The sequence below is a fragment of the Natronorubrum halalkaliphilum genome (assembly GCF_009834785.1).
GTDB lineage: Archaea > Halobacteriota > Halobacteria > Halobacteriales > Natrialbaceae > Natronorubrum > Natronorubrum halalkaliphilum.
Map to the genome: position 1 here is coordinate 1 of NZ_WUYX01000008.1, position 23,650 is coordinate 23,650.

Sequence of the window (23,650 nt, forward strand, 5' to 3'; positions counted from 1 at the left end):
TGACCCCTGCCGACAAAGCATATCTCCACCGTAGATCGCCCCCTACGAGATACTAACGAAATCAGCTGGGGCTAAACACGTACGTTACAGCAATCCGTATGACCGTCGGGCCTCGAGTCGGGAACAGACGGAGCGACGGTCACCTCCGGAGGAGCGGATAGGCGACGAGTCCCGAACAGAGAACGAGCGCACCGAAGACGACGATGAGGACGCGATAGCCGGCGACCGTCGAGGCGAAAACCGTTTCGGCGAGATACGTAAACGAGATCGGGCCGAGCGTCTGTCCGAGACGGAGCACGCTGGTTCGTAATCCCATCATCCCCGCGCGCAGCCGTTCCGAGACGAGCGTTATCATCGTCGTATCGATCGACGGCATCACGATGCCGAACCCGACGCCGAAGGCAAGCAGCGAGAGACCGACGGCGACTGGCGACGGAGAGATCCAGACCCCGAGTAAACTGAATCCGTACGCGATAAAGCCCAGCGCGACCAGTTCCGTCGGGGACCGCCAGTTGGAGATCCGCCCGTACTGCGAGGAGACGACGGCGCTGGCGAGGGCTACCATCGCCAGAATGACGCCGATTTCGCCGGAGGTGAGCGCGAACTCGTCACTGAGCAACAGCGGTAACGCCGTCTGGACCGCGCCGTAGAAGACGAAGAAAATGACGAAAATGGCGGCGAAAATCGCCATCGCTTGCGGATCGACGGCGACGGCGCGCAGGCGACCGAGATACGTCGCGACGTCGCTCGCCTGCCGTCCCTCCGGCTCCGGGAGGACGAAAACCGCGACGATCCCGACGAGAATGCCGATCCCGAAGAAGAGAAACGGCGCGTTCCAGCGGATGCCGGCGAGCGCCCCGCCGATCAGCGGATAGAGGGCCGCCCCGGTTCCGATCATACTCGAGTTGACGCCCATGACGGCGTTCTGGCGCTGGCCGTCGTAGAAGTCGCCGATCAGCGTGACCGCGAGGGTGACGAGCGCGCTGGCACCGACCCCCTGGACGAACCGGAAGAGCAGGACTTCGACGAACGTGCTCGCGAACGCGATTCCCGCGCCACCGGCGCCGAAGGCCAACAACAGCGGAATCATGACGCGCCGGCGGCCGATCCGATCGGCGATCAATCCGAGAAACGGCGTCAGGAAGATACCGGGCAGCGTGTACACCGTGATGATCAGGCCGATCTGGGCGTCCGACACCTCGAAGACGACGCGCAGCTCCGGGAGGATGGGACTGATGAGCGAGACGCCCATTACCCCCATGAGCGAACTCGCGAGGATGATGTACAGGGTACTCGAGTCCCACGGAACCGACGACACGGTCGATTCCGTCCCGTTTTCCGTCGTCATACTACCGAAGAGAAGTACTCTCGAAGACCCGTTCCACCGCCCTTAGTGTGGCGGTACGACCCGCGGCTTACCGGTACTCGGCGACCGCGGGGCAGGTGTGACCGACGGCTACGCGACTCGACGGCCGAATCGATCGGCGTCACGATCCCTCGCTATACTTAACATCGCCCGAGAGAGACTATTGGACGAATGCTCGAGGGAGTCAACGTTGCGCTCGGGGTGACGGGATCGATCGCGGCCGTCAAGACGGTCGAACTGGCCCACGAGCTCCGACGACATGGCGCGCAGGTCCGGGGCGTAATGACCGGCAGTGCACGGGGGATCATCCACCCGTGGGCGGTCGAGTTCGCCACCGAGAACGACGTGGTCACGGAGATCACGGGCCGCGTCGAACACGTCGACCTCTGCGGGTACGACGGCTGGGCCGACGTCTTCCTGATCGCGCCCGCGACGGCGAACACCGTCGGCAAGATCGCCGGCGCAGTCGATGACACGCCCGTGACGACGTGTGCGACGACCGCGCTCGGTGCGGACACTCCTGTAGTCATCGCGCCCGCGATGCACGAACCGATGTACGACCACCCCGGCGTCCTCGAAGCCATCGACACCGTCTCGGAATGGGGCGTCGACTTCGTTGATCCGCGTCTCGAGGAGGGGAAGGCGAAGATTGCGAGCGAGGACGCCATCGTCCGCGACGTCGCCCGCGCGGTCGGCGATCGGCCGCTGGAGGGCGAACACGTCGTCGTTACCAGCGGTGCGACAGCCGAGTCGATCGACCCCGTTCGGGTGCTTACCAATCGCTCGTCGGGGAAGATGGGCCGGGCGGTCGCAGCGGCCTGCTACATCCGCGGGGCCGACGTGACGCTCGTTCACGGCGTCGTCGGACCGCAACCGATCGATCGGGACATGGTCCTCCCCGAAAGCGACGCCGACGGCAACGTCCCGTACGCGACGGTTCGCAACGTCGAGAGCGCCGCGGAAATGCTCGAGGCGACGCGCGACGCCTGCGCCGATGCGGACACGCTGGTTTCGGTGGCCGCGATCGGCGACTACACGGTCGAGCCGAGCGACGAGAAGATCCGCTCGGGCCAGGAGCTCTCGCTGGAACTCGAGTCAACCCCGAAGCTCATCGACGACATTCGCGACGCGCGGCCGGAACTGCCGATCGTCGGATTCAAGACCGAAACGTCGGACGACGAGACGGCGATGGTCGAACGGGCGCGGAGCACGCTCGAGCGGGCCGGACTGGCGTTCGTCGTCGCCAACGACGCGAGCGTGATGGGTGCGGACCGGACGAAAGCACTGTTGGTCCACGAGGAAGACGCCGCTCGCTACGAGGGGACGAAGGCGGGGCTGAGCGAGGAAATCGCCGACTCGATCGCGGCGATCCTCGGCGAGACGCGGCCGTCGTAACGTCCGCCGGCGGGACGTCAGGAGAGTTATATAGGTGGCGTTCGTGCCCCGAATTAACAGCGATGCGACCGGTTTCAGCTGCAGTTGTCTCTCCAGCGTCGGACCCGGCCGTGGGTTCGGTCGGCGACGTGAATCTGAATTCGATTCCGGGCAGCGTCTCGAGGTGATCCGCGGTGGCCCAACAACAAGAACATCAATCCGATAACGATACCGAGAACGAGGACGAAAATCCCGACGATACCAGCCCGCTCTCGAAAGGCGAAATCTTCGAAGTGCTTCGCAACCAGCGCCGGCGCTACGTCCTCCAGTACCTGAAACAGGACGGCCGCCCCATCGAACTCGGCGACCTCGCCCAGCAGGTCGCCGCCTGGGAGTACGAAACGACGCTCGACGACGTCACGCCCGAACAGCGAAAGCGCGTCTACACCACGCTCCAGCAGACGCATCTTCCGAAGATGGATCGGTCCGGTATCCTCGAGTTCGACTCCGATGCGGGCGTTATCGAGGCCACGGATCGAACGCGGGATATCAGCATCTACCTCGAGATCGTTCCCGGCCACGAGTTCGCCTGGCGGGAACTGTACCTCTCACTCGGCGCGATCAGTTCGGCGCTGGTGGCCGCACTCTGGCTCGAGATCTACCCCTTGACGATGCTGTCGGATCTGTCCTGGGCCGGGATCATCGCCGTCACGTTCACCCTGACGGCGGCAGTCCACATCTACCACGAACGGAATATGCGACTCGGCTACGGCGAACAGCCCCCCGAACTCAGTTACGGAAGCGACGATCCGGGAAAGCGATAGGCGAATCGTCTCGTACGAACTGCCGTGATAAGTTCCGTCGCGACCGCAAGGCTGCGCACGGTCGCCCCGGTACACGGTACAGCAATCCGTATCAGTCGTTACCAGAGAGTGTCGTCCCGATCAGCCGTCCACGAGCGATTCTTTGCAAACAGTGAGTCGGAGACACACCGCTCGGACGGATCGTCAACTTTTACTCTCCAACCGACCGACCCACGACATGGATCAGTTAAAGCGGTCGCTTCTCGAGGCGCCGATTATCGAGAAAAACGGCTATCACTACTTCGTACACCCGATCAGTGACGGTGTCCCGAAGCTCGATCCGGGACTCCTGCGCGAGATCGTCATCCGAATCATCCGGAAAGCCGAACTCGAAAACGTCGATCGGATCGTGACGCCGGCGGCGATGGGAATCCACATTTCGACCGCCGTCTCGCTGATGACCGACATCCCGTTGACGGTCATCCGAAAGCGTCAGTACGGCCTCGACGACGAGGTCGCCATCTCCCAGAAAACCGGGTACTCGGAGAACGAGATGTACATCAACGACGTCCGCGAGGGCGAGCGCGTGCTCGTCCTCGACGACGTCCTCTCGACGGGCGGCACGCTCGCGTCTGTCCTCGAGGCGCTCGAGGGCATCGGCGCGGAAGTGATCGACACGGTCGCAGTCATCAAGAAGGTCGGCGGAGAGAACAAGGCCAGAGACGCCGGCTACGACATCAAGACGCTGATCAACGTCGACGTCGTCGACGGAGAGGTCGTCATCGTCGACGAGCACGGCGACTAAGCGGCAGGTCTGGAGTCGGCCACGAACGCTTCTGGCGTTCCCCGCCTGGTCCGCACGGGCCCGCGGGGACACGCACAGCTCGGTATTCAAGAGACGCTCGCTCGAGAGACCATTACATTTCGACCCGGTGACGCTCCAGTCTCGAATGTACTGCGCGGACGATCCTCGTCCGTCGGGTACCGCGCGGACGTAACAGTGGTCGAGAAGTTCGGTGCTTGACCGCTCCGCGTAGTCCCCAAGCCGCTATTGGACCGAGTAATATTCCCTTGGGGTACCGAACGCAGACTACGTGAACTCTTGTCGGAGTTGTCGAACTGGCAGCCCCTACCCATTCTGCTAGAGGCGACCAATCTATTTTGTACATACTGTGAAAAGAAGGGGTGAATTTTCGGAATTTTACAAATATACCCCGTTCCAATAGAGTGTCAGGGTAAAAGCATTTGGACTAGTCGTATCTGGAGAATCTCTCCATGTGTTTCACGTTTCTTGAACCCACAACAGCATATTACGGCTGTTTGTCTCATTATCGGACGTATACGCCGATATACTGCCACCAGAGTAAGCGGTTATTAGACAGGGTAAGTATTGCTTGGAGGCGAAGCAATACATATTTATACCTGTGTTCCACATCCAATTCCATGGTGCAGGATCCCAAACAGTCCGATCAAGCCATCAATCGACGAACCCTCCTTCAGGGAGTCGGTGGTGCCGGAGTTGTAGCAGTTGCTGGATGTCTCGGTGACGATGACGACAGCGATGCTCCGTTCCAACTACAGCTAGAAGTCAACGCAGACAACAGCGACCGCGTGCAGATGGTCGAGCTTATCGCTGCGTCTCTGGAAGACACGGGGTACTTCGAGACTGAAATCGAGACCTACGAGTGGAACACTTACACTGGCCGCGTGCTGGATACCGAGTACGCCCAGAACGGGTACATTCCGTGTATCGGTCTTTCGGGCACCTTCAACCCGGAAAGTTTCTGTAACGCCCTCCATCACTCCGACAACCACGGGCAGTGTTGTAACCTGGTCGGTGTCGACGACGCCGAACTCGACGACATGATGGACGACGCACGGTACGGCATGGAAGTGTCGGAAGATCCCGACCTCCGTCGTGAACGCTACGACGACGTCTGGCACCACCTCGCCGAGAACCGGTACAGTTCGATCACGCACTTCGACCTCCAGACGGCCGTCACGAGCACGGACGTCCACGGCTTCGACATGTGGCCGTTCGCGGAGGGCATGTTCAGCTACGCCCTCTACTCGCCACAGGAAGAGCAAGTCGCGTGGATCGACCGCGATAACGAGGCCTCCGAGGATGCCGATCTGTCCGACATCGAGGAAGGTGGTACCCTCCACGGTGCGATCGCGGCGAACGTCGACGGGTTCGACTACCCGTACACCAGCGACACCACCTCGTCGATGTCCCAGTTCTTCATCTACGAGGCGCTGACGGCCTCCGACAGCGAAGGTAACGTCTACCCGTGGCTCGCCGAGAGCTACGATATCCTCGATACCCAGGACATCGACCGTCTCGCCTACGAGGACTACATGATCACGGTCGACGCCGACGAAGAGGGTGCACTCGATACCGAGGAACAGATCATCGTTCAGCACCCCGAGGACGACCCAATCGGCGACGACGAGGTCCGCGTTCTCACTCCCGAAGAGGCTTCGGACGCCGTCGACGACGGCGTCTTCGGCATGCAGTTCCGATACGAACTGCGAGAGGGCGTCGAGTTCCACAACGGCGAAGAGCTCACCGCAGAGCACGTCGTCGCTTCCTACGAGCGCTACGAGAACTCCGACATCTCCGCACAGACGTTCGACTCGGTGCTCCACGCTCGAGAGGTCGACGAGTACACCGTTGACGTCTACGCGCAGGTTCCCGACGCAGAGGCCGAACGCGAGCTGCCGATCTACATCTACTCGCTCGAACAGGCCGACATGGAAGGCGGCGCCGTCGACCCACGAGAGGGCGTCACGCCGGTCGGTACGGGGCCGTACGAGCTCGACGACTTCTCCGACGAGGAGTACGTCGAATACACCAAGTTCGACGACTACTGGGTCGAACAGCAGGGTGTCGACTCGATCGACTGGTTCGACGGCTCCTCGGAGTTCCCCGACGGTCCCGTCGTCGAGAGAGTCGAACTCGAAATCGTTCCGGACGACGCAACCCGATCCGGTGCCCTCCAGAACAACGAAGTCGACATCACCTACGGACTGGCGACGTCGACGCTCGACGACTTCGAGGCTTCGGACGACTACATCGTCCACGGCGTCGAAACCGGTGGCTACGAGTACATCCAGTACCCGCTCCACGTCGAACCGTGGGACGACGAGCGACTTCGCGAGGCTGTCAACCACCTCATCCCGCGTCAGCAGATCGTCGACAACGTCCTCAACGGCTGGGCGCGTCCCGCGTGGACGGACCTGCCGGAACTCGCACACGGGACCGGGACGGTCGACCACGATGCACTCGAGGATGAAATCCGTCCGTACAACGAGTACGATCAGGAGCGTGCCGAAGAGTTGCTCGAAGAAGTCGTCGAAGATCACGACCTGAACTAGTTGCGGAGTTGGGGGTCGCGCTCTCCACCCTTTCATGCGGATACATACATACATCCATACATAACATGAGCTTACGACGTTTCATACTGAAACGGGTACTTTCGATCATACCGATACTGTTCGGTGTCTCGGTAATTACGTTCGCCCTCGTTCATCTCACGCCGGGTGATCCGATCGATCAGATGATCGGCTTGAATCCGGACATGACTCGGGCGGATGAGGCACAGCTCCGTGCCCGATACGGACTGGACGGACCGGTATGGCAACAGTACATGACCTGGATTGGGAACGTTATAACGGGGGATCTCGGACAGGTTTACAGCTCCGGACGGGACGTGTCCTGGATTATTCAGGCTCGACTGCCTGAGACCGTCGCGCTCGGTCTCTTCGGCTGGGCGTTCGGTCTCCTGATCGCGATTCCGACGGGGATCTACGCAGCCGTCAAGAAGGATCAGTTCGCCGACACCGCGAGCCGATTCCTCGCCCTGTCGGGCATCTCGATCCCGAACTTCTGGCTCGGTCTGATGCTGATCCTGATCGGATCGCTCTGGATCGGTCTGTGGCCGGTGTTGCCGCCGTCTCGACAGCCGCTGTACCACCCGGAAATGTTGTGGTACCTGATACTGCCCGGTATTACCATCGGGACGGCATCGGCTGCGAGTATTATGCGAGTGATGCGGACCTCGATGGCCGAGGAAATGAACAAAGAGTACGTGATGGCCGCGCGAGCAAAGGGTCTCCCCGAACGGACCGTCGTGCTCAAGCACGTCCTTCGGAACTCGCTCATCTCGGTTGTCACGCTCGCCGCAACGCTGACCGCGAGTATCGTCGCCGGTTCGGTCGTCGTCGAGTTCGTGTTCAACTGGCCCGGACTCGGACGGGAGTTCATTAACGCCATCAATCAGCGAGAGATAAACCTCATCATGGGGATTACGCTGTTTACCGGGGTATTCATCATCCTGGCAAATCTGCTGGCAGACATCCTGTACGCGGTACTTGACCCAAGGATCCGATATGACTAAGAACAGATCTACATCGACGGAACGCGGTCGAATCCAGATCTCCGGATTCGATTCTGATCACGTCACGGAACGAGATCCGCTGTCCGGCTGGACCGAAGAAAGCGGCCGGGCGACACAGAGCCGGTGGGAACGCGCCTGGTCGCGTTTCAAGCGCAACAGGTCCGCGATAATCGGTCTCGCGGTCGTGTCGATCCTGGCTCTGCTCGCGGTCTTCTCGCGACCGATCACGGTGTACGGACTGACGGTCCAGCCGTTCTCGATTGCGCCGTACGATCCGACGACGATCCTCTACCTGTCGGATCCGACGGTTAGTATCTACGACTCACCGTCGACTAGCCATCCCATGGGCGTTGATGGATCCGGTCGAGACCTGTTCTCGAGAATCCTCTACGGCGGTCGGTACAGTATCTCGATCGGGTTCGTCGTCGTTGCACTTACCGCAAGCTTCGGTATGGTGTACGGCGCAATATCCGGATACTACGGGGGCTGGGTCGACGAGATTATGATGCGAATCGTCGACACCATCTTCGCGTTCCCAGGACTCATCCTGGCACTGATCATCGTCGCGATTCTCGGCGGTGGCTACTGGCAACTCGTTCTGGCGTTCTCGCTGTTCGGATGGGCCACCTACGGTCGCCTGATCCGTGGTGAGGTGCTCTCTATCAAAGAAAACGAGTACGTGCTCGCCGCAAAAGCACTCGGTGCACGCGATCGGTCCGTCATCTTCAGACACATCATTCCGAACGCGATGCCGCCGTTGATCGTCTACGCGACGCTCAACATCGGGACCGTCGTTATCGGGGTCGCGGCGCTCGGATTCCTCGGACTCGGAATGCCGCCGGGCACGGCCGAGTGGGGGACGATGCTCGACCAGACTCGCGAAACGCTAATCCAGGGGCCTGACGGTTCGATCCCCTGGTGGGCAACCATCTATCCCGGCGCCGCGATCTTCATCTTCGTGATGGCGATGAACATGATCGGCGACGGGATCAACGACGCGCTCGACGCCCAGCAGACCGGCGTCGGGCAGGAGGGAGGTGACTAAATGACGCTACTCGAAGTAAACGATCTGACAGTAAAGTTCTACACGCAGGACGGCGTCGTCACTGCGGTCGATAACCTCTCCTATCAAATCGAGAGCGGCGAAAAGTTCGGGGTGGTCGGAGAGAGCGGTGCCGGCAAAAGTGTCACTGCACTTTCGCTGATGCGGCTCATCGACAGTCCCGGACAGATCGAAAGTGGGGAAATCCTGTTCAAAGGCGAGGACCTCCTCGAGATGAGCGAAGAAGAGGTCCGGAATATCCGTGGCAACGAAATCGCCATGATCTTCCAGGACGCACAGACCGCGCTCAACCCCGTGTACACGGTCGGCGAACAGATCGCCGAAGCGATCAGACACCACCTCGGCCACGACGAGGCGGAGGCTCGAGAACGAACGATCCAACTACTGGATCGTGTCGGCATTCCGGAAGCCGAAACGCGGTTTTCCGACTATCCACACGAGTTCTCCGGCGGGATGCAACAACGTGCCGTCATCGCGATGGCGCTGTCGTGTGACCCCGACCTGTTGCTCTGTGACGAGCCGACGACCGCACTCGACGTGACGATCGAGGCCCAGATCCTCGAGGAACTCGAGGAACTGGCCGACGATTTCGACACGGCGATCCAACTCATCACGCACGACCTCGGCGTCGTCGCCGAAGTCTGTGACCGAGTGATGGTGATGTACGGTGGGAAGCCGGTCGAGAAGGCGCCGGTCGAAGAGCTCTACTACGACCCCAAACACCCCTACACCGTCGGTCTGATGAGTTCGATCCCGCGTGTCGGGGACGACCGGGACCGATTGCAGACGATTCCCGGGACGATGCCCGATCTGGTCGAACTGCCGCCGGGCTGTAGCTTCCACCCGCGATGTCCGTACGCGGAGGAGTCGTGTACGCGCAAGGAACCGCCGCTTCTCGACCCCGAAACCGGCGAGGAAGCTGCCGGAACGGCGAACGAACACGCGGCTGCCTGCCTCGAATACAGCGGCGAGCTACAGGGCGGACTCGACTACTCCGTCGAGATCAACGATTCGCAGGGGGAACCAACCGCCGTGAATCCGGAAGGTGATCGCAATGACTAGACACGACGAACCGATCCTCCGCGCGGAGAACCTGACGAAGTACTACGACAGCAGCGGCGGGGTTATCGACAACCTGCTCGGGAACTCCCAGTGGGTCAAAGCCGTCGACGGCGTCGATTTCGAACTACGCGAGGGAGAAACCCTCGGCGTCGTCGGGGAAAGCGGATGCGGAAAGAGTACGCTCGGCCAAGCGCTGCTCAGACTGATCGAACCTACCGACGGATCGATCTACTATCAAGAACGGGTCGATTCCGAAGGCGGGTCGGGCCAGCGCGAAGAGATCGACCTCACTGAAGTTTCCAGTTCGCGACTTCGCGATCTCCGAACGGACCTCCAGTATATCTTCCAGGATCCGTTCTCGAGCCTGAATCCGCGCCTGACCGTCGGCGACATTATCGGGGAACCGCTCGATATTCACGGCATCGCATCGGGCGAAGATCGAGACGAACACATCTACGACCTCCTCGAGACCGTCGGGTTGAACCCGAGTCACGCACACCGCTACCCACACGAGTTCTCCGGCGGACAGCGCCAGCGGATCGGGATCGCCCGAGCGCTGGCGGTCGATCCGGAAGTCATTATCTGTGACGAACCGGTCAGCGCACTCGACGTCTCGGTTCAGGCACAGATCCTCAACCTGCTCGAGGACCTCCAAGAGGAGTTCGGACTGTCCTACGTCTTCATCGCCCACGACCTGAGCGTCGTCGAGCATATCTCGGATCGGATCGCGGTCATGTATCTCGGAGAGTTCGCTGAGGTCGGCACGACCGAAGATGTGTTCTCGCCGCCGTACCATCCGTACACGGAGGCGTTGCTCTCGGCAATTCCGGAGCCGGACCCTCTCTGGGAAGGCGAGCAAATCTTCCTCTCCGGAACCGTCCCCTCGCCGATTGATCCGCCGTCGGGCTGTCGGTTCCACACGCGGTGTCCCCGCGTGATCCCGCCGGCCGAGTACGACCTCGAACAGGAGGTCTGGCGCTCGATCATGGACCTCAAGCTTCGGGTCAGGGGCGTCGATACTGCCGAAGCCATCGCCGTGCTCGACGATGGTGGAAACGGAGACAACGAACCGCTCACGCTGGACGATATCGCCAGAGACAACTTCGACAGTCAGGTCAGAGCGGAGTTCGATCTCCCACAAACGATTGCCGACCCCACTGTCGAACAGTCGCTGTCGCAGGCCATTGACGAACTCTACGCCAAGAACCTCGGCGCGGCACAGGACCTCCTCGAGGACGCGTTTACCTCGCCCTGTGAAGTCCATCAACCGGAGCAGGTTCCGACGGGCAAGACCCATCGGATCTCGTGTCTGCTCTACGACGATCGGTACGATGACGGGCAGTTCCGGTCGACATCCGGCGGTACCGGAGACGCCATCGCCGACGACTAACCGGTAGTCAACTCGTACGGTCTCCGCGACAGCGCGAACTGAACGTTTTAGTTCCCCCCGCTCTAGACGCCTAAGAGACACCAATGCGTCGCATCTACGAATCGGGAGCCCTTCATCGCGATGACGAACACTTTACCCCGAACAAACGAGACAGATCCTACCGACCGCAAGCGCTGCGCTCGCTGAACTCGACTCGGCTGAGTCGGTCTCTCCTGCCGAACCGATTCGGCTATCGAGCGATTTCGATCAGCGTTTCGACGCCCCGGGAGGAGTTTGCGTCCGATACCGCGATCCCGTTTCAAGTGACGATGAAAAATACGCTGCCGGTCCCCGTCACGGTACCAACGAACTCGCCGGTGTTGTGGACGTGGGACGTCGACGGCACAACAAATGCCTCGCGCGTTCCGCTCCACGACCCACCCGAGGAGTCGGGCGCGTTCGTTTTCGACCGCGGCGAACGAAAACAGTTCACGAAGGGCTGGCAGCAACTGTTCCGCGTCTCCGAAAGCGAGTGGGAGCCGGCCGAACCCGGCGAGTACACGATCGGTGCCGAGGTAAACGTCGACAACGCGGACAAGAAAGGACTTCGCGGGACGACGACCGTTCGTATCGTTCCAGAGACCGCGACAGACGCGGACGGACGATAATCGCTCGCCGCCGTCTCATCTCGTCTTAATTTTCGCGACTCCTCGTGGAGTATCCGTTCACTGGAAACCAACGATAACCAACGGCGATCGGCGATAGCCAACGGTAACCGACTACGGCCACGACAGCGGCTCCGCGTCGACTGACGGATCGTACCGATGACAGCGAACCGGTCGCTCGCAGTCGGTTCCGTCGGACGGCGTCGAGCGCTCGCAGACGGTCGGAATCGCTTCGGCGAGCCGATCGCGCGCCACCTCGAGGTCGCCGCGGACGATGGCGTCGACCGCGTCGTCGACACCGCGATCGACCCGCTCGTCGGGGATGTCCGACGGGAGTCCGAAGGTTTCGCGGACCGTGGCCTCGTCGACGGCCGTCGTGCCCGCGTCCGGTTCGATCGCGGCGGGCAGTTCGTCGGCCTGGAGGGTAAAGCGGAACGCGGCGATCGTCTGCCAGAGTTCCCGGTCGAGGTCGACGTCTTCCGGCGGGATGAGCTCCGGACACCGCGTGTGGAACCGACAACCCGACGGCGGATCGCTCGGATCCGGAATCGTATCCGTCAAGGGCCGGACCAGCTCGCGGTCCGACGGATCGAGACTCGGAACCGAGCCGAGTAACGTGCGCGTGTAGGGATGGGCGGGCGCCTCGAGCACCTCGTCGGTCGGCCCTTGTTCGACGATTTCGCCGAGGTACATGACGCCGATTCGATCACAAAACCGTCGAACGACGTCGATATCGTGACTGATGAACAGTACTGCGATATCGAATTCACGGCGGAGTTCGTCGAGCAGGGCGAGGACGTCGGACTGAACGCGACCGTCGAGTGCGCTCGTCGGTTCGTCGGCGACGATCAAATCCGGGTTGAGCACGAGCGCCCGTGCGATCGCAATCCGCTGTTTTTCGCCGCCGGAGAACTCGTGGGGGTATCGATCGACGTCGTCAGCCGAGAGACCCACTCGCTCGAGGAGATCGGTTACGATCGCTTGGCGGCGGTCGGCGTCATCCATTCCGTGGAGCGCGAGCGGTTCGGCAACCGCCTGCCCGATCGTCAGCCGCGGGTTGAACGCCTCGTTCGGGTCCTGGACGACGAGTTGTGCTCGGCGGCGGAACGCACGAAGATCGGCACCCGAAAGGGACATGATCGAGTCCCCATCGAATCGGATCTCGCCGCCGGTGGGCTCCTCGAGTCGAAGGGCCGAAAGCGCAGTTGTCGTCTTTCCGCTGCCGGATTCGCCGACGAGACCGAACGCCTCACCGTCACGAATTTCGAAACTCACGCCGTCGACGGCCCGGACGCGGCCGACCTCTCGTCGAAGCAGTCCGCGCGTGATCGGAAAGTGCGTTTCGAGGTTTTCGACCTCGAGGAGGGGGTGTGAATCGTCAGGAACGGCGGCGCGGTCCCCAGCGGCGTCGCTTTGCGTGTCGTGGTCCGGCTGTACGGCGGGAGATCGAGAGCGGTCGGTGCTATGGTCAGTCATCGGTTGGTTCCTCGATGAGGGTGTTTACGGCGGCATCGTCGTGGAGGATCGGTGCCGGATCATGTTCGGGGCCGTAGTACAGACACGATGCCCCGTGTGTTTTGCGGTCATCGACGGTGTAAAACGGCGGCTGATCGCCACCCGCACAGGCATCGATCGCGTGCGGACATTCATCGCGGAACCGACAGCCGTCGGTTGGGATGTCGCCGCGAGCGGACCGATCACCGCGGCGTGAAAGCCCGTCGTAACTATCGAACAGCGACCGGGTGTAGGGATGGGCGGGCTGGCTGTACAGCGCCTCGATCGGGCCGCGTTCGACGATCGTTCCACCGAACATCACGAGGACGCGATCGGCGAGTGCGGCGGCGACGCGCAAGTCGTGTGTGATCAACAGGACGGACATCCCGCCGTCGGTGAGTTCTCTGAGGAGTTCGATCAGCCGGGCCTGTACCGTGACGTCGACGGCGGTCGTCGGCTCGTCTGCGATCAGCAGCGCCGGATCCGCCGCGAGTGCGATCGCGATCGCAACGCGCTGTTGCATCCCGCCGGAGAACTCGTGTGGATAGTCGTCGATACGGGTCGGGGCGTTCGGAATCCCGACCTGCCGAAGCAACTCGCTCGCCCGCTCGCGAGCGTCCGATTCGGAGATCTCTTCGTGGATGGTAATCGCTTCGACGAGTTGGTCGCCGACGGTATAGACGGGGTCGAGTGCGCTCTGTGGGTTCTGAAAGACGTGTGCGATCTCGGTTCCACGAATCGAGCGAAGCGTCGACTCGCTGGCCTCGAGCAGGTTTCGCCCCTTAAACTCGACCGTTCCACCGATGATTTCGGCGGGCGGTTGGGGAACGATCCCGGTCAGTGACTCGCAGGTAACGCTCTTTCCGCTGCCGGATTCGCCGACGAGACAGACCGTCTCTCCGCGGTTGACGGTAAAGCTCACGCCGTCGACGGCGTGGATGGTTTCCCGTTCCGTTCGAATCCGCGTCCGAAGGTCGTCAACGCTCAACAGCGGTTCTTCATCGTCGGATCGGTCCTGCGGTGTCGTGGTGTGTGGCTGTGTCGACATGAGTCAGTGAGTTCGTCGGGGATCGAGTGCGTCGCGAAGTCCGTCACCGACGAGTTTCAGGGACGCGAGCGTGAGCGTAAGCGCGATTGCCGGGAAGGTCGAGACCCACCAGATCTCGTGTGGGTCCATAACGAAACCGATACCGGTGAGCGGCGGATCGAGCCCCTCCTGAATGGTCGACCCCCACGAGTAGAGTTCGATATGGTGGAACCCGAGGAAGGCGACGCCGGCTTCGACGAGCACGAGCAGCGCAAGCAGGTGGAACACGGCGGGGATGAGCGTGTTCGTGATATTCGGAACGATGTGACGTTTCGCTATGTAAAGCGGCGATGCCCCGAGGCTTCGTGCAACGAGTACGTACCCGTCTTCGCGGCGCTGAAGCGTCTCACTTCTGACCAGACGGGCGATACCACCCCAACTGAACAGTCCGAACATGACCAGTAACAGAAGCAGCGAGACGTTCCAGTACATGTAGCCGATGAAGAACACGACGATTGCCGGGATACAGAGCTGAATGTCGACGTAGCCCATCAACAGATCGTCGATCCGACCGCCACGGAAGCCGGCGAGGATGCCGACGATTGCGGCGAGTGGAACGACGAACGCTGCGGTAAAGACGAGGACATACAGGGCAATTCGAGCTCCTTCGATGAGGAGGTGACCGAGGGGATGTCCGCGGTGGTCCGTCCCGAGAGGGTAGGTCAGCGAGCCCTCACAGTAACGAGTTACCCCTTCACCCGCCGTCATCGTCCCGAGACAGTCTGCGTGCCAGCCGGCCTCGCTCGTAAACCCGTACGGTGCATGAAAGCGGTGCTGGAATGCGAGTTCGGGTGAGCCAACGATGATCGGTCCGACGACGGCAACGAACGAGAGCACCGCCAGAAACCCCACTGCGGCTGCGTGAATCGGCCGGGAAACCAGACGCCCCAAGACGCGCAGCGTTAAGTCACGCTGCCGAACCGCGGGGACGACCACGAGTGAGAGCAACACGGCGACCCCCAGCAATATTACCCAGTCGAGCAACTCCAGTCGCCATCCGAGCGAAATGACATTCGACGACTCGAGCGCGTAGAGTGCGGCGAACAGAACCATGGCAACGATAAATGCCGTTCTCGTCGGCGTGTGGAGCCGTCCTGAACGGTCTATCTCGTCCCAGTCTACCCGCTCGAAACGGTTGGGGTCGTCAGGCTCACTCATGGAGGACGACCGGAATAATATACTATTATATATTAAAAGTATCTGTATTGAGCACTCGATGGTACCACTAAAAGAAGCAATACGTTTTTGTCACGAAGGTCGGTATCAGGCACCAATGCTCTCCAGCGGATGTTGCTGCAGTTGTGACGCCTTCCGGGACGGGAAAACCCGGTTTAGGCCCAGCAACCGCCACGCCTACGCACAAATTTACGCGTTCCTGGATCGGCAACGACAGCGACGATCGTCAGTTCGTGGCTCTCGAGTCCCGTCAACCGAACGGTGGGTTGGATGAATTTCGTCCGGATCGTCGCCAAGCGGGTTGCGCTGGGTCTCGTCGCGGCCTGGGCCGTTTTGACGGTCGTTTTCGCCGTGTTTACGATGAGTGATGACTGGATCGAACAGACTATCGAGGGTGCGATGCGTTTTCAGGGGGCTAACGAAGCCGAGATCGAACGATCGATCGAGGAGTATCTCGCGACACACGGGTTCGACCGTCCGCTCTACGAACTGTATTTCGACTGGATGGGAAACATGCTGACGTTCCAGTGGGGCGAGGCGTTTTTCCTGGAAGCTGACAGGGGCTCCGGTGCCGGATTCTACGGGACCGGCGACCCGGTGTTCCCGATGGTCGCCGACGCCGTACTCCGAACGGGAATGTACGTTCTCCCGGCGATCGTGCTTGCAATTGTCGCCGGTGTTCTCATCGGACTCTACGCCGCGATGAACCCGCAGAGCCGCCTCGCCGGATCGGGGATGAGTATGGCGTACCTTCTCTTTGCCGTCCCGAACTTCTGGATCGGCGGGATGCTCCTGTCGTACGCAGCCGGCGGCGTGATTCCGGATTCGACGCTGCTGTTCGAGCACATCTTGCCGATCACGCTCACTGCGACGACCTTACTCGGCGGCTATGTCGCGTACTCGCGTGCACACTCGATCGAGTACGCGTCTGCGGATTTCGTAACCCTCGTGAAGGCAAAAGGGGCCAACCGTATTCGGATAGCCACACACATCGTTCGGAATTCGGCGATTCCGCTGTTCTCGATGCTCTTTACCGAAGCGCTTGCGCTGCTCGTTCTTGCCGTCTTCGTGATCGAATCACTGTTCCAACTGGACGGGTTCGGATCACTGCTCTTCAACGCGGTTCACATGCGCGACCTGCCGGTCGTCCTCGGCTGCACCCTCGTCATTATTGCGGTCGGTATCCTCGGCAACATCGTCCAGGACCTGGCCTACAGTAGCCTCGACCCGCGTGTCGATACGGGCAGTCGCTAACCGACTCCCGTCACGGCCCTTCTCGGATTACGGCTCGATACCGCCGCCGACGCCCCCGATCTCGGTCGGATCGAACTCGAGCAGCGGCGCGTCACAGTCGACACACTCGAGGGCGAGCACCTCGTACGATCGACAGCACGATTCGGTAGTCTCCTCGCCGAGCGTTATTGTCCCGCCACAGTCCGGACACGTCTCGAGGAACGACCGCAGTACTTCGAGTAACTCGAGGCGCTGCCCGCGGGGGACGGCCTCCCAGCGGTCGGTCTGTTCGCGCAGGGCGTGGTGGACCGCGACGTCGGCGACCAGCGCCGCATCTGCGGGCCACTTGTGGACGCGACGGCCGATTTTGGCCGCGGGATAGTCGCGATCTTTGATCGTCACCGCACCTTCTTCGACGTCGAACAGATCGGCGATCGTCTCGTCATCGGCGGTCGTTCCACGGTGTCGATCCAGTTCGTCCTCGACCCGATCCGCGAACGCGTCGGTGAGACAAAGGTCGTCCGCGTGGTCACACGGCCCGACTGCCTCGACGTCGAGCAGGAACTGTTCGGGGTCGACGGCATTTTCGCGCTGGCGCTCGATTTCGTCGACGTAGGCCAGTTTCTCTTCGTCGTCCGCTTCGTTACTGCGGCCCGTTTCGGTCGCTTCGTCGGCGTCGTCCATTTCGATCGTCGTTCCGGTCCGGGGCTCGCGGGGCCCCTTGTCGAACGCCGCGAGAACCTCGTCGGGTAGGTACCGACTGGTGAGCGCTGGGGTTCCCGGAACGAGATAGCCCCGAAGGTAGATCGCGAGCAGTGACACGCCGACGGTAAGGGAAGCGAGGCGGCGCGACCGGACCGCGACAACTGCGCTCGCGACGAGTGCAAGTACCACGTTGACGGCCGTACACGGAACGCACCGATTTTCGCCGGTGTGTTCGGGTTGCCGCAGTCGGTCGATAATCGCGACGATCTGAGATGGCATAGATCACGGTTGGGTTCCAACAATAAAACGGATGCGTCTTCGTCGAGGCGGCTAACTCGAGGCCCCGTCGGTCGTGTCGCTCCCTCGTTGTCTACGTCAAATCTACACGACTCTCACGGATTCAGCACTCCTTCCTCGTAACACTCGTCGATCGTTGTTTGAGACGGTTTACTGTAGTCAATTACCGCGGATCATCGACCCCGTCCCTGGTGATCGGCGGTAACTAGTTACAGCAATCCGTATGAATCCGTGAAAAGTCGCGGGAGGTAGATTTGAACCACGGCGAGACGTGCTCGCTTTCGCTGCGCGCGACTCGTCTGGTTCAAATCACCACCGTGCTATGGATGGCGCTCACGAATTTGTTCGCGCCAAAACATAGCGGGAGGTAGATTTGAACTACCGGTCTGCGGGTTATGAGCCCGCCGGAATCTCCTGGCTATCCCATCCCGCTATCACATTATAACCGAGTCCGCTAGTTAAGGGTTGTGATTCGGTCGCCGTGTGCGGGTTTCTACCGTCACTCCCGGTGGACTTTCCACGTGTAGAGGCTCTCACAGGTATAGTTGACGAAAAATCCGATCCCGATACCGATCAGGTTCGCAACCAGATACCAGACGTCGAACCAGTTGACCAACGTCGCGAGGACCGACAGCGTGACCAGAAAGCCGGCAAACCGAACCGCGTTCGAGCGCAGGAATCGCTTTCCGAGGGCTCGAGGCGTCATCGCCCCGTACTCCGCGAACGTCCACTGTTCGTTGATTACAAAGATGACCATGATCGACAGCTCCCAGGAGATCACCTTCGCCATAACTGGACCGAGCGCCGTTAACTCGACCAGCACAACGAGCGCGATGTTATCGACGGCTGCGCCGACGACCCCGACGCCGGCGAACTGGCTAAACCGCGCCGTCGAGAGCAGCGCGCGAAACCGCGTTCGAATAGCCTCTGAAAGCGAATTACTCATCCTGAAGCTCGTTCGTGTGGTCGCTCGTCACCGTCAGTCGAGTTGTGGTCACGCTCGAGTGTAACCCGTATTGGTCAGGGTGCGCGCGTACGCGAGGCCAATATCGAGTATCAGGCAATCTCGAACAGACGGACCGGTGTCAGTCGGTACCGGAACCGGCACCGGTACACCCCCAACCCGCCGAGATCTGCCGGCACAACCTTAGCAGGCCGTATCAAATGGCGAGGTCGCCCTTCGGTCGCACGACATCGACGGCGTCGGCGTCGATGCGGTCGACGTCGAGGAAATGAGGCATGAAGTTTCGTTTCTCGTAGTCCTCGTATTCGTCCTCGGTACCGATGGTACACCACAGTTGGACCGTCTCGGGGCCGTGCCACTCGCCGTTGCGGTTGATGCCGAAACAGACCAGCTCTTCCCCGTCGTAGTTGATGATGGCCCCTTTCCGAATTCCGGGATCGCCGTGGATGATGAGCTGCTTCATGGGTACCGGTTCACAGGAGAGCGGATTAAGCGCTTCGAAGCCAACAGCCACGCCATAGCGAGTCGGTGACCGAACCGACCGACCGGAGACGCATCAGCGACGCTACTGCTCCCAGCGACGACGAACCAAACGGGTTTTAAACAGCCCTGCCTTAGCCCACGTCAAGTGAGATAACCATGCAGATGCCACGCCGATTCAATACGTACTGTCCGCACTGCAACGAACACCACGAACACGAAGTCGAAAAGTCCCGAACGGGCCGCTCGAGCGGCATGAAATGGGACGCTCGCCGAACCCGGCGCAACACCTCGAGCATCGGTAACTCCGGTCGCTTCTCGAAGGTGCCAGTTGGCGAGAAACCCACTAAGAAGACCGACCTCAAATACCGCTGCAGCGAGTGTGGCAAGGCCCATCTCCGCGAGGGATGGCGTACCGGCCGACTCGAGTTCCAGGAGTGATTACGATGGCAGGAAATTTCTACAGCGTCCGATGCAGTGACTGTGAGAACGAACAGACCGTCTTCGGCAAAGCCTCCTCGGAGGTCGCCTGTGCCGTCTGTGGCACGACGCTTGCGCGACCGACCGGCGGCAAAGCCGAGATCGACCACGAAATCCTCGAAACAGTCGAGTCACGATGAAATACAGCGGTTGGCCCGATCCCGGCGAACTCGTCGTCGGCAAGATCGACGAAATCGAGGACTTCGGTGTCTTCGTCGATCTCGAGGAGTACCAGGACAAGCGGGGACTGATCCACATCTCCGAAGTCGCGAGCGGCTGGATCAAAAACGTCCGCGATCACGTCCGCGAGGGACAGATCGTCGTCTGTAAGGTCCTCGACATCGACGAGAGCTCCCAGCAGATCGATCTCTCGTTGAAAGACGTCAACGATCACCAACGCTCGGATAAGATCCAGGAGTGGAAAAACGAGCAGAAGGCGGACAACTGGATGGGGATCGCACTCGGTGAAGACCCCGATGACGAGAGCTACACCGCGATCGCCAACGAACTGATCGGTGCCCACGGCAGCCTCTACGACGGTTTCAAGCAGGCCGCGATCCACGGCGACGAAGCGCTCGAAGGCACCGATCTGACCGACGACGAGATCGAATCGATCGTCGAAACCGCACGCGAGAACGTCTCAGTCCCGTACGTCAACGTCACTGGATACGTCGATCTCGAGAATCCGTCGGCAAGCGGCGTCGACGGCATCCGTGACGCTCTGCAGGCCGCCGAAGGTAACGGTGACGTGCCCGACGAAGTCGACCTCGAGGTTAGCTACGTCGGCGCTCCGGAGTACCGCATCAAGGTAAAAGCACCCAACTACAAGACTGCCGAGTCCCAGCTCGAGGAGAGCGCTCGGCGCGCGGTCACTGCGATCGAGTCCGAGGGCGGCGATGGCGAGTACCACCGCGAGCGACGAACCGACGACGAGTAACGTACGCAATGAAGTCTCACATCCGGGTCTGTTCGGCGTGGCGCGAGGTCCACGATCGCCCGGTGTACTCCCTTTCTGAGACCTGCCCCGACTGTGGTTCCGAGACCGAAAACAGCGCCCCGGCCCCGTTCGATCCGAACGACCCGCACGGCGAGTACCGACGCGCTCTTAAACGTCGCCATCGCTGATACGGTATGGACGAACTCGAGATCGACGCAGTCGCCGAGGTCGAGCTTGACGACCCCGTGCTCGTCGAGGGGCTGCCGGGTGTCGGACACGTCGGAAGTCTCGCCGTCGAGCACCTGCTCGAGGAACTCGAGGGGGAAAGTACGCTCGTGCGTCGCGTCTACTCCCGGGAGTTTCCGCCGCAGGTGAGCGTCGAGGACGGTGTCTCGAAGTTGACGTGCGCGGAGCTCCACGCCGTGTCGGTTCCCGACGGCCGTGACCTGTTACTGCTGAGCGGCGATCATCAGGCCCAGACCAACAATGGCCATTACGTACTGACCGACGCCTTCCTCGATATCGCCGAGGCGTTCGGCGCGAACGAGGTCTACGCGCTCGGCGGCGTCCCAACCGGCGAACTCATCGACGAGTACGCCGTCGTCGGCGCCGTCAGCGACGAGTCGCTGGTCGAGGGCCTAGAGGACGCTGGCGTCGAGTTCCGCGAGGACGAACCCGCGGGCGGCATCGTCGGCGTCTCGGGGCTCATGCTCGGACTGGGCGAGCGCCGCGGCTTCGACGCCGCCTGTCTGATGGGCGAGACTAGCGGGTATCTGGTCGATCCGAAAAGCGCTCGAGCGGTCCTCGAAGTGCTCGAGACGATGCTCGGATTCGAACTCGACTACGAGACCCTGGACGAGCGCGCCGACGAGATGGAAGACGTCATCGGCAAGATCCAGGAGATGGAACAACAACAGCAGATGGACGTGCCGACGGACGACGACCTGCGCTATATCGGCTAAGCGATTCAACAGGCTCGTTCTCGGGCTAGTTCCGTTTCGGTGGGTATCCGTTTACAGGTCTCATACGGATTGCTGTAACTAGTTACCGCCGATACCAGGGACGGGGTCAGTGATCGGCAGTAATTGACTACAGTAAACCGTATCAGACGTCCGTTTTTTGCGGACGGAAGAGGGCACAGTTTGGACACCAAACGGACCCATCAGCCCGCGAGATTTTCTTTCCGGTACAGTCGGGACAACGACGCTCCGAATAGCGGACCATGCGATATCGAGAGAGAATTGGCTTGCGTCGCTATGACCCTTTCGGTGGTGTAGATGATTTGCTTCCGCCCTCGCCGCAAAACCGACCAGAGCAAAGCTCATCGAACGGTATTGGACCCATCCCACGATCGGTGGTTCCGCTGACGCGGTGACCTGTCCCGGATGCGGGGAAGTTAGCAGTTACCCGCACCGAACAGTCGACACGCTTCCGCGGCTGTAACGTCAGCGATCGTCGGTCCAACTGCGAGAAAGATTCCGAGCAGTACCAGCACGAAGAGTGCGATCAGTCGGCCGACCATGTGGTAACCGACACCGGACAGGACGATAGCAGTATCTGAACGATACGTGACCGTCAGTCACACTGACTACAGGTCGTCGGTCGACCGAGCGAATCGCGAGACGTGCCACAGTTCGAACAGCTATCGGGACCGTCGATTCGAGCGTACAATCGTTCACCGCAGTCGGGACAGCGGCCGTCGGGATAGCGAACCATACCGTACTGAGAGCACAACCGGAGTATATGCTTTGGGGATCTGTCCTGCGAGAAACGTGTACCGGCGGTCAGAAACGCGGTCACGAACTCGTCTCCGGGGAAAGCGCTTCCATCACGCGACAGGCGTTCTTCGAAAACGCCCGCCAGAGTTTGTCCTCCGAGACGTCGAGCGTGAGGATTTCCATGACGGCAACGTCGGGATGGCAAGCGGGAGCGCCGCTTCCAAAGAGGACTCGGTCGGGATGTTCCAACAGCGCCCGCTCGAGTACCTCCCGATAGCGGACGAAACTCGTCTCGAGATAGCAGTCGTCGTACTCCTCGAGGAGGTCGATCATCTCGTGCATGAGTTCGCGGTCGAGGGGGTAGCCACCGAAATGACTAACGACGGTCGGAAACGAACGCTCGAGGACGGTAGTGGCCAGCGCCTCGGGCGGGGCGTCGGTGCCGCCGCGGACGATCACCGGGAGATCGACGTCTTCGAGGACCGCAAGCACGTCCTCGTCGGGGAAGTCGTCGACGGTCGGATCGAAGACGAAGCCGTGAAACCGGTCGTCGTAGGCGTACTTTTCGATGTCCTCGGGCGTGGTGTGATACGGCTCGCGGTTGCTGACCGCATTTCGGAGTCGTCCCGCTGTGGTCGTTCCCGGTTTCTGGGTGCCGTTGATGCGGGCGACGGCGACGAACGGTCGGTCGACGCTATGGCGGGCGACGCCGTTGTTCGACGCGACGTAACTCGTCTCGGGCCTGGCGGGCGGGAAGACGACCGCCCGAGTAATTCCCGCCTGATGCATCTCTCGCTCGAGTCGCTCCGGCGTGATCACTCGGCCCCGGAACGCGTCTTCACCGTCCGGTGGCAGCCGCGTACAGACGTCGACGACGCGAAACCCGTGTTCCAGCTCGAGCATCTGTTTCGAGTGTTTTTCAGTCGAGCTATATTTTGCTACCGGCCCCGATTCGTGGCGACCGACCGGGACCACGA

The 23,650-nt window shown here is 61.1% G+C and carries 24 protein-coding genes and 1 tRNA gene; 15 read left to right on the forward strand and 10 right to left on the reverse strand.

The window, feature by feature from the left end; genetic code table 11:
• Positions 1–139 precede the first annotated feature (139 nt).
• On the reverse strand, positions 140–1,348 hold the full coding sequence (locus GS429_RS01600) for an MFS transporter (RefSeq protein ID WP_160062090.1): 1,209 nt from the start codon (positions 1,346–1,348) through the stop codon (positions 140–142).
• A 189-nt stretch (positions 1,349–1,537) separates the two neighbouring features.
• Between GS429_RS01600 and coaBC the strand changes: the two genes are divergently transcribed.
• From coaBC to GS429_RS01645, 9 genes are all read left to right on the forward strand, one after another.
• Positions 1,538–2,761 (forward strand): bifunctional phosphopantothenoylcysteine decarboxylase/phosphopantothenate--cysteine ligase CoaBC, encoded by a 1,224-nt coding sequence (gene coaBC / locus GS429_RS01605; RefSeq protein WP_160062092.1) that lies wholly within the window; start codon positions 1,538–1,540, stop codon positions 2,759–2,761.
• A 173-nt stretch (positions 2,762–2,934) separates the two neighbouring features.
• Positions 2,935–3,564, forward strand: coding sequence for a DUF7344 domain-containing protein (locus tag GS429_RS01610; protein WP_425438170.1), 630 nt, complete (start codon positions 2,935–2,937; stop codon positions 3,562–3,564).
• A gap of 217 nt (positions 3,565–3,781) precedes the next feature.
• Complete coding sequence (gene hpt / locus GS429_RS01615; RefSeq protein WP_160062094.1) at positions 3,782–4,348, forward strand: hypoxanthine/guanine phosphoribosyltransferase; 567 nt, start codon at positions 3,782–3,784, stop codon at positions 4,346–4,348.
• Positions 4,349–4,986: 638 nt separating this feature from the next.
• On the forward strand, positions 4,987–6,921 hold the full coding sequence (locus tag GS429_RS01620; RefSeq protein WP_160062096.1) for an ABC transporter substrate-binding protein: 1,935 nt from the start codon (positions 4,987–4,989) through the stop codon (positions 6,919–6,921).
• Positions 6,922–6,986: 65 nt separating this feature from the next.
• On the forward strand, positions 6,987–7,943 hold the full coding sequence (locus GS429_RS01625; RefSeq protein ID WP_160062098.1) for an ABC transporter permease: 957 nt from the start codon (positions 6,987–6,989) through the stop codon (positions 7,941–7,943).
• Positions 7,936–8,988: an ABC transporter permease gene (locus GS429_RS01630; protein ID WP_160062100.1), complete on the forward strand. Its 1,053-nt coding sequence runs from the start codon at positions 7,936–7,938 to the stop codon at positions 8,986–8,988. The genes GS429_RS01625 and GS429_RS01630 overlap by 8 nt, the downstream gene beginning before the upstream one ends.
• Positions 8,989–10,068, forward strand: coding sequence for an ABC transporter ATP-binding protein (locus tag GS429_RS01635; protein ID WP_160062102.1), 1,080 nt, complete (start codon positions 8,989–8,991; stop codon positions 10,066–10,068).
• Positions 10,061–11,458 carry an ABC transporter ATP-binding protein gene (locus GS429_RS01640; RefSeq protein WP_160062104.1) on the forward strand — a complete coding sequence of 466 codons (1,398 nt, stop codon included), beginning with the start codon at positions 10,061–10,063 and terminating at the stop codon, positions 11,456–11,458. Before GS429_RS01635 ends, GS429_RS01640 begins: the two co-directional genes overlap by 8 nt.
• A gap of 83 nt (positions 11,459–11,541) precedes the next feature.
• Positions 11,542–12,105 carry a DUF7974 family protein gene (locus tag GS429_RS01645; protein ID WP_160062106.1) on the forward strand — a complete coding sequence of 188 codons (564 nt, stop codon included), beginning with the start codon at positions 11,542–11,544 and terminating at the stop codon, positions 12,103–12,105.
• Positions 12,106–12,216: 111 nt separating this feature from the next.
• Here the strand turns inward: GS429_RS01645 and GS429_RS01650 are convergent, their stop codons facing one another.
• From GS429_RS01650 to GS429_RS01660, 3 genes are read right to left on the reverse strand one after another with little or no spacing between them, the layout of a single operon-like run.
• The gene (locus GS429_RS01650; protein ID WP_160062108.1) at positions 12,217–13,578 is read right to left on the reverse strand and encodes an ABC transporter ATP-binding protein; all 1,362 of its coding nucleotides are present in this window, start codon (positions 13,576–13,578) and stop codon (positions 12,217–12,219) included.
• On the reverse strand, positions 13,571–14,644 hold the full coding sequence (locus tag GS429_RS01655) for an ABC transporter ATP-binding protein (RefSeq protein ID WP_160062110.1): 1,074 nt from the start codon (positions 14,642–14,644) through the stop codon (positions 13,571–13,573). Before GS429_RS01655 ends, GS429_RS01650 begins: the two co-directional genes overlap by 8 nt.
• 3 nt (positions 14,645–14,647) lie before the next feature.
• On the reverse strand, positions 14,648–15,841 hold the full coding sequence (locus GS429_RS01660; protein ID WP_160062112.1) for an ABC transporter permease: 1,194 nt from the start codon (positions 15,839–15,841) through the stop codon (positions 14,648–14,650).
• 288 nt (positions 15,842–16,129) lie between these two features.
• On the opposite strand from GS429_RS01660, the gene GS429_RS01665 reads away from it, so the two are divergent.
• On the forward strand, positions 16,130–17,113 hold the full coding sequence (locus GS429_RS01665; protein WP_160062114.1) for an ABC transporter permease: 984 nt from the start codon (positions 16,130–16,132) through the stop codon (positions 17,111–17,113).
• 27 nt (positions 17,114–17,140) lie between these two features.
• On the opposite strand, the gene GS429_RS01670 is transcribed toward GS429_RS01665, so the two are convergent.
• The 4 genes from GS429_RS01670 to GS429_RS01685 all read right to left on the reverse strand — a co-directional run bounded on the left by GS429_RS01670 (position 17,141) and on the right by GS429_RS01685 (position 19,521).
• Positions 17,141–18,076 (reverse strand): DUF8054 domain-containing protein, encoded by a 936-nt coding sequence (locus GS429_RS01670; RefSeq protein WP_160062116.1) that lies wholly within the window; start codon positions 18,074–18,076, stop codon positions 17,141–17,143.
• A 376-nt stretch (positions 18,077–18,452) separates the two neighbouring features.
• Positions 18,453–18,527: transfer RNA gene (locus GS429_RS01675), tRNA-Met, on the reverse strand.
• 66 nt (positions 18,528–18,593) lie between these two features.
• On the reverse strand, positions 18,594–19,040 hold the full coding sequence (locus GS429_RS01680; RefSeq protein WP_160062118.1) for a GtrA family protein: 447 nt from the start codon (positions 19,038–19,040) through the stop codon (positions 18,594–18,596).
• Between the two features lie 214 nt (positions 19,041–19,254).
• On the reverse strand, positions 19,255–19,521 hold the full coding sequence (locus GS429_RS01685; protein ID WP_160062120.1) for an HAH_0734 family protein: 267 nt from the start codon (positions 19,519–19,521) through the stop codon (positions 19,255–19,257).
• A 176-nt stretch (positions 19,522–19,697) separates the two neighbouring features.
• On the opposite strand from GS429_RS01685, the gene GS429_RS01690 reads away from it, so the two are divergent.
• Genes GS429_RS01690 through GS429_RS01710 form a run of 5 tightly spaced genes read left to right on the forward strand, consistent with a single transcriptional unit; the run spans position 19,698 to position 21,917 of the window.
• Positions 19,698–19,979, forward strand: coding sequence for a 50S ribosomal protein L44e (locus GS429_RS01690; protein WP_160062122.1), 282 nt, complete (start codon positions 19,698–19,700; stop codon positions 19,977–19,979).
• A 5-nt stretch (positions 19,980–19,984) separates the two neighbouring features.
• Positions 19,985–20,158, forward strand: coding sequence for a 30S ribosomal protein S27e (locus GS429_RS01695; RefSeq protein ID WP_006089161.1), 174 nt, complete (start codon positions 19,985–19,987; stop codon positions 20,156–20,158).
• The gene (locus GS429_RS01700) at positions 20,155–20,955 is read left to right on the forward strand and encodes a translation initiation factor IF-2 subunit alpha (RefSeq protein WP_160062124.1); all 801 of its coding nucleotides are present in this window, start codon (positions 20,155–20,157) and stop codon (positions 20,953–20,955) included. The genes GS429_RS01695 and GS429_RS01700 overlap by 4 nt, the downstream gene beginning before the upstream one ends.
• A gap of 8 nt (positions 20,956–20,963) precedes the next feature.
• Complete coding sequence (locus GS429_RS01705) at positions 20,964–21,143, forward strand: RNA-protein complex protein Nop10 (protein WP_160062126.1); 180 nt, start codon at positions 20,964–20,966, stop codon at positions 21,141–21,143.
• A gap of 6 nt (positions 21,144–21,149) precedes the next feature.
• Entirely contained in the window at positions 21,150–21,917 is a 768-nt protein-coding gene (locus tag GS429_RS01710; protein WP_160062128.1) for a proteasome assembly chaperone family protein, read from the forward strand.
• A gap of 434 nt (positions 21,918–22,351) precedes the next feature.
• Here the strand turns inward: GS429_RS01710 and GS429_RS22350 are convergent, their stop codons facing one another.
• Together GS429_RS22350 and GS429_RS01715 are read right to left on the reverse strand one after the other, a co-directional pair.
• Positions 22,352–22,477: a hypothetical protein gene (locus tag GS429_RS22350; RefSeq protein WP_268892264.1), complete on the reverse strand. Its 126-nt coding sequence runs from the start codon at positions 22,475–22,477 to the stop codon at positions 22,352–22,354.
• Between the two features lie 274 nt (positions 22,478–22,751).
• Positions 22,752–23,576 (reverse strand): amidohydrolase family protein, encoded by an 825-nt coding sequence (locus GS429_RS01715; protein ID WP_160062130.1) that lies wholly within the window; start codon positions 23,574–23,576, stop codon positions 22,752–22,754.
• Between the last annotated feature and the right edge of the window lie 74 nt (positions 23,577–23,650).

Coding starts and splice junctions, on each gene's coding strand:
- GS429_RS01600 (WP_160062090.1), bottom strand. CDS start 1,348: ATGACGACGGAAAACGGGACGGAATCGACCGTGTCGTCGGTTCCGTGG.
- coaBC (WP_160062092.1), top strand. CDS start 1,538: ATGCTCGAGGGAGTCAACGTTGCGCTCGGGGTGACGGGATCGATCGCG.
- hpt (WP_160062094.1), top strand. CDS start 3,782: ATGGATCAGTTAAAGCGGTCGCTTCTCGAGGCGCCGATTATCGAGAAA.
- GS429_RS01620 (WP_160062096.1), top strand. CDS start 4,987: ATGGTGCAGGATCCCAAACAGTCCGATCAAGCCATCAATCGACGAACC.
- GS429_RS01625 (WP_160062098.1), top strand. CDS start 6,987: ATGAGCTTACGACGTTTCATACTGAAACGGGTACTTTCGATCATACCG.
- GS429_RS01630 (WP_160062100.1), top strand. CDS start 7,936: ATGACTAAGAACAGATCTACATCGACGGAACGCGGTCGAATCCAGATC.
- GS429_RS01635 (WP_160062102.1), top strand. CDS start 8,989: ATGACGCTACTCGAAGTAAACGATCTGACAGTAAAGTTCTACACGCAG.
- GS429_RS01640 (WP_160062104.1), top strand. CDS start 10,061: ATGACTAGACACGACGAACCGATCCTCCGCGCGGAGAACCTGACGAAG.
- GS429_RS01645 (WP_160062106.1), top strand. CDS start 11,542: ATGCGTCGCATCTACGAATCGGGAGCCCTTCATCGCGATGACGAACAC.
- GS429_RS01650 (WP_160062108.1), bottom strand. CDS start 13,578: ATGACTGACCATAGCACCGACCGCTCTCGATCTCCCGCCGTACAGCCG.
- GS429_RS01655 (WP_160062110.1), bottom strand. CDS start 14,644: ATGTCGACACAGCCACACACCACGACACCGCAGGACCGATCCGACGAT.
- GS429_RS01660 (WP_160062112.1), bottom strand. CDS start 15,841: ATGAGTGAGCCTGACGACCCCAACCGTTTCGAGCGGGTAGACTGGGAC.
- GS429_RS01665 (WP_160062114.1), top strand. CDS start 16,130: ATGAATTTCGTCCGGATCGTCGCCAAGCGGGTTGCGCTGGGTCTCGTC.
- GS429_RS01670 (WP_160062116.1), bottom strand. CDS start 18,076: ATGCCATCTCAGATCGTCGCGATTATCGACCGACTGCGGCAACCCGAA.
- GS429_RS01680 (WP_160062118.1), bottom strand. CDS start 19,040: ATGAGTAATTCGCTTTCAGAGGCTATTCGAACGCGGTTTCGCGCGCTG.
- GS429_RS01685 (WP_160062120.1), bottom strand. CDS start 19,521: ATGAAGCAGCTCATCATCCACGGCGATCCCGGAATTCGGAAAGGGGCC.
- GS429_RS01690 (WP_160062122.1), top strand. CDS start 19,698: ATGCAGATGCCACGCCGATTCAATACGTACTGTCCGCACTGCAACGAA.
- GS429_RS01695 (WP_006089161.1), top strand. CDS start 19,985: ATGGCAGGAAATTTCTACAGCGTCCGATGCAGTGACTGTGAGAACGAA.
- GS429_RS01700 (WP_160062124.1), top strand. CDS start 20,155: ATGAAATACAGCGGTTGGCCCGATCCCGGCGAACTCGTCGTCGGCAAG.
- GS429_RS01705 (WP_160062126.1), top strand. CDS start 20,964: ATGAAGTCTCACATCCGGGTCTGTTCGGCGTGGCGCGAGGTCCACGAT.
- GS429_RS01710 (WP_160062128.1), top strand. CDS start 21,150: ATGGACGAACTCGAGATCGACGCAGTCGCCGAGGTCGAGCTTGACGAC.
- GS429_RS22350 (WP_268892264.1), bottom strand. CDS start 22,477: ATGGTCGGCCGACTGATCGCACTCTTCGTGCTGGTACTGCTCGGAATC.
- GS429_RS01715 (WP_160062130.1), bottom strand. CDS start 23,576: ATGCTCGAGCTGGAACACGGGTTTCGCGTCGTCGACGTCTGTACGCGG.